This is a genomic window from Bifidobacterium sp. UBA4282 (genome assembly GCF_002394995.1).
GTDB classification, from domain to species: domain Bacteria; phylum Actinomycetota; class Actinomycetes; order Actinomycetales; family Bifidobacteriaceae; genus Bifidobacterium; species Bifidobacterium pullorum_B.
Genome location: NZ_DGVO01000026.1, coordinates 26,274 through 30,004, shown reverse-complemented (window position 1 = coordinate 30,004; position 3,731 = coordinate 26,274). Strand labels below are relative to the sequence as shown.

Below are 3,731 nucleotides of genomic sequence, written 5' to 3'. Positions count from 1 at the left end.
ACCGATGAAGCCGATAGCACCGCCGACGATGCCGCCGGGGAGGGAACCGGTTCCGCCGACGGCCAGGATACCGCCGGCGATACGTCCGCGCCTTCGAACGAGGGACAGCAGGATCCCGGCCGCTGACCGTCTGCCGATCGACACTAATTGAGAATTATTGTCAATCTTATTTGACATACTGATGCCGTTATCCATCCCCATTCCCAGGAGCGGTCAGTATGCGCCAGCATCATACGCAATCCCAGCCAGACGAGCCCTGTGTGGTCTTCCGCGACGTGGCGGTGCGCCGAGGAGGGCATATTATCTGGCGGGACGGCAACTTCTCCATCCCGATGGGATCGGTCACCGCCATCGTCGGCACCAACGGCACCGGCAAAACCACCATGATGCAGGCCGAACTGGGCCTGCTGCCGCTGGAGCATGGCAGCATCCGCGTCCTGGGACGGCCGGCCGGCGAGGCGAACCACCTCATCGGTTACGTGCCGCAGAGCTACACCTCGGACATCGAATCGAACCTGACCGCGGAGCAGTCAGTGCTGCTGGGGCTGACCGGCACCCGCTTCGGCATCCACCGCGTCTCCCGTGAGGAGAAGGCCAAGGCGCGTGAGGCGCTGGACTTCGTCGGTATAGCCGATCGGGCCGCATACCGCCTCTCCGAACTGTCCGGCGGCCAACGGCAGCGCGTGGCCATCGCACAGGCGTTGGTCGGCGACCCGCAGCTGCTCATGCTCGACGAACCGCTGGCCAACCTGGATCTGGCCAGCCAGCGCTCCGTGGTGGATGTGCTGGCCAAGCTCAACCGTGAACTGGGCATGACGATCCAGGTGGTGGCCCACGACCTGAATATGCTGCTGCCGGTGCTGACCGGGGCGGTCTACCTGCTGGACGGGCACCCCCACTACGCGGCGCTGGACGAGGTGCTCGACTCCGATCTGCTCACCCACCTGTACGGCACCAGCGTGCGCGTCGTCACCACCCCCCAGGGCGATATGTTCGTCACCCCCGGTCTCCAGACGGACGACGAGACGCCCCAAGACACCCACGACACCATCGAGCTGGCGGCGCTGCACCGCCATGAGGGAGGATCCCGTTGAACGGCATTCAATTCGCATTCGACCCGAACTGGCTCGACACCCTGTCCGCCCCGTTCATGGCCAACGCCTTCCTGGCGGGTCTGGCCATATCCCTGGCCGCCGGGGTGATGGGCTACTTCACCATCGCACGGCACTCCACCTTCGCCGCGCACGCCCTGGCCCATATCGGGCTGCCCGGGGCCACCGGGGCGGTGCTGCTCGGCCTGCCGGTCTCGTTGGGACTGGGCGTGTTCGCGTTGGGCGGCGCACTGGTCATCGGAGCGCTCGGCAAACGCGCCTCGCAGCGGGAGATCGCCACCGGCACCGTGCTGGCCTTCGCCACCGGTCTGGGCCTGTTCTTCGCCAGGTTGTCCAGCTCCGCCTCCCAGCAGATGCAATCGATCCTGTTCGGTTCGATCCTGACCATCACCACCGGGCAGATCATCGGATTCCTGGTGTTCGACGCCGTCCTGCTGGCGGTGCTGGCCGTCATCTACCGCCCGCTCCTGTTCAGCTCGCTGGACGAACAGGTGGCGCAGGCCAAGGGCGTGCCGATCGGCGTGATGAACATCGCGTTCATGGCCATCATGGCCGGCGTCATCACCATAGCCGTGCCCGCGGTCGGCACCCTGCTGATCTTCGCGCTGGTCATCACCCCGGCGGCCGCGGCCAACATCATCGCGCGCTCGCCGTTCCGGGCCATGGTCATGGCCACGGCGCTGTGCCTGGCGGCCATCTGGGGCGGTCTGGTGTTGTCCGCCATGTTCCCGGCGCCGCCGAGCTTCATCATCGTGGCGTTGTCCACGGCGTTCTGGGCCGTGTCACGAGGTGTGGCGGCACTGCGCAAACGTCGTTGATTCGGCCCCAGACCGGGGCCGTGCAGGTCATCGCCCGGTTTCCGCCACCAGCGCGTTGGCTATCGCGGCCACGCCCTGGCCGACGCCGGTGAACCCCATGCCATCGGTGGTGGTGGCCGTCACCGATACCGGGCACCCCACCGCCGCGGACAAGGCCTGTTCGGCCTGCACACGTCTGAAACCGATCTTAGGACGGTTGCCGATGATCACCACGCTGGCCGACACCGGTGCAAACCCGTGTTCCGCCAATACCGATGCGGTATGGCGCAACATGGCCCCACCATGCTGCCCGGCACCGGCGGAATCGGATCCCACACCGAACAGGGTGCCGATGTCGCCCAGCCCCGCGGCGGACAGCAGCGCATCGATCAGCGCGTGCGCGGCAACATCGCCATCCGAATCGCCCTCGATGCCGGCACCGTCCCACGGCAGACAGGCCAGCCACAGCGGCCGGTCGGCATCGGGCGCGGCGAACCGGTGGGCGTCGAACCCCTGCCCGATGCGCATGGCGGCGCCGCTCACTTCTTCTTCGACTTCTTGCCCTCGGCCTCCAGACGGGCCAGCGTATCCTGCGCCGCCTCCTCGGGAGCCTCGGTATGGTGGGCCTCGTCGCCGGGCTGCGGCTGCTCGTAGCCCAGGTTGACGTCGAGCAGACGCTGGGCCTCCGATTCCTCGATCTTCTCCGACAGCGCGATCTCCGAGGTCAGGATGCTGCGGGCGCGGGTCAGCATGCGCTTCTCCCCCGCGGACAGCCCGTGCTCGTCCACGTCGCGCTGGGCCAGGTCACGCACCACCTCGGCGATCTTGTTCACGTCACCGGTGGCGATCTTCTCCACGTTCAGCTTGTAACGGCGCGACCAATTCATCTCCTTCTCGATGATCGGCGTGCGCAGGATCTCGAACACCTTGGAGACCTCGTTCGCGTCGACGATGTCACGCACCCCCACCTTCTTGACATTGTCGACCGGCACGTTGATGACCAGACCATCCGACGACAGCACCGACAGCTGCAGGTACTCGCGGGTGACGCCCCGCACCGTCCGTTCGGTGATGGCCTCCACCTTCGCGGCGCCGTGACGCGGATAGACGACCATATCGCCGACCTTGTAACCCATGAATCCTCCGTGAATAGGTACGCAAAACTCGAATAATTATGCCGTATGGCGTGGACTCACCCATTTTCCCGATTTTTTCGACATATGTCGCCACAATGGACCATTCCATGCGTACACTTTTGCTATGACCAATAACATCAATGAAGATATTGTCGCTGTATCTGTCAATCAGGGAGTGCTCGATTCGGTGAGCAACGCCGAATTCTACAACCCCCACGAAGTGCTCGGTGGCCACTTGGGCATCGGCGAGCATGAGGACTGCGTCACCGTGCGCGTCCTGCGCCCGCTGGCCAAAACCGTCACCATCGTCACCCAGGACGGCGAATACGAGGCATCCCACGAATACAACGGCGTGTTCATGGCCGTCGTCCCGGCCGTAGCGACCGAAACGGGGCATGCCGTTCCCGACTACCGCGTGCGCACCTGCTACGAGGACGGCCCGACGATCGTGGAGGACGACCCGTACCGCTACCTGCCCACGCTCGGGGAGATGGACACCTACCTGTTCGGCGAGGGGCGCCATGAGCGCCTGTGGGAGGCCCTGGGCGCCCATGTCCGGCGTTTCGACGACCCGATGGGCGGCGCGGACGGCACCCCCGGCGAGCAGCTGGTCGGTACCTCGTTCTCCGTCTGGGCCCCGAACGCCCATGCCGTGCGGGTGGTCGGCAACTTCAACAGCTGGGACG

5 protein-coding genes are annotated in these 3,731 nt (G+C 65.6%); 3 read left to right on the top strand and 2 right to left on the bottom strand.

From position 1 onward, the window contains the following. Nucleotides 1-218 precede the first annotated feature (218 nt). Both B4C31_RS03620 and B4C31_RS03615 read left to right on the top strand, forming a co-directional pair. On the top strand, nucleotides 219-1,094 hold the full coding sequence (locus B4C31_RS03620; RefSeq protein WP_291531371.1) for an ABC transporter ATP-binding protein: 876 nt from the start codon (nucleotides 219-221) through the stop codon (nucleotides 1,092-1,094). After that, nucleotides 1,091-1,930: a metal ABC transporter permease gene (locus tag B4C31_RS03615; protein ID WP_291531370.1), complete on the top strand. Its 840-nt coding sequence runs from the start codon at nucleotides 1,091-1,093 to the stop codon at nucleotides 1,928-1,930. The genes B4C31_RS03620 and B4C31_RS03615 overlap by 4 nt, the downstream gene beginning before the upstream one ends. 27 nt (nucleotides 1,931-1,957) lie before the next feature. Here B4C31_RS03615 and ispF read toward each other — a convergent pair whose 3' ends face one another. Together ispF and B4C31_RS03605 are read right to left on the bottom strand one after the other, a co-directional pair. Next, nucleotides 1,958-2,437 (bottom strand): 2-C-methyl-D-erythritol 2,4-cyclodiphosphate synthase, encoded by a 480-nt coding sequence (gene ispF, locus B4C31_RS03610; protein WP_291531380.1) that lies wholly within the window; start codon nucleotides 2,435-2,437, stop codon nucleotides 1,958-1,960. 11 nt (nucleotides 2,438-2,448) lie between these two features. Beyond that, nucleotides 2,449-3,045 carry a CarD family transcriptional regulator gene (locus B4C31_RS03605; RefSeq protein WP_033509281.1) on the bottom strand — a complete coding sequence of 199 codons (597 nt, stop codon included), beginning with the start codon at nucleotides 3,043-3,045 and terminating at the stop codon, nucleotides 2,449-2,451. Nucleotides 3,046-3,169: 124 nt separating this feature from the next. On the opposite strand from B4C31_RS03605, the gene B4C31_RS03600 reads away from it, so the two are divergent. Then, the coding region (locus B4C31_RS03600) for a GlgB N-terminal domain-containing protein (RefSeq protein ID WP_414631835.1) at nucleotides 3,170-3,731 on the top strand (562 nt) is incomplete at its 3' end.

Bases quoted from the DNA above. Each gene is read 5' to 3' on its own strand.
- B4C31_RS03620 (WP_291531371.1), top strand. From the start codon at position 219: ATGCGCCAGCATCATACGCAATCCCAGCCAGACGAGCCCTGTGTGGTC.
- B4C31_RS03605 (WP_033509281.1), bottom strand. From the start codon at position 3,045: ATGGGTTACAAGGTCGGCGATATGGTCGTCTATCCGCGTCACGGCGCC.
- ispF (WP_291531380.1), bottom strand. From the start codon at position 2,437: ATGCGCATCGGGCAGGGGTTCGACGCCCACCGGTTCGCCGCGCCCGAT.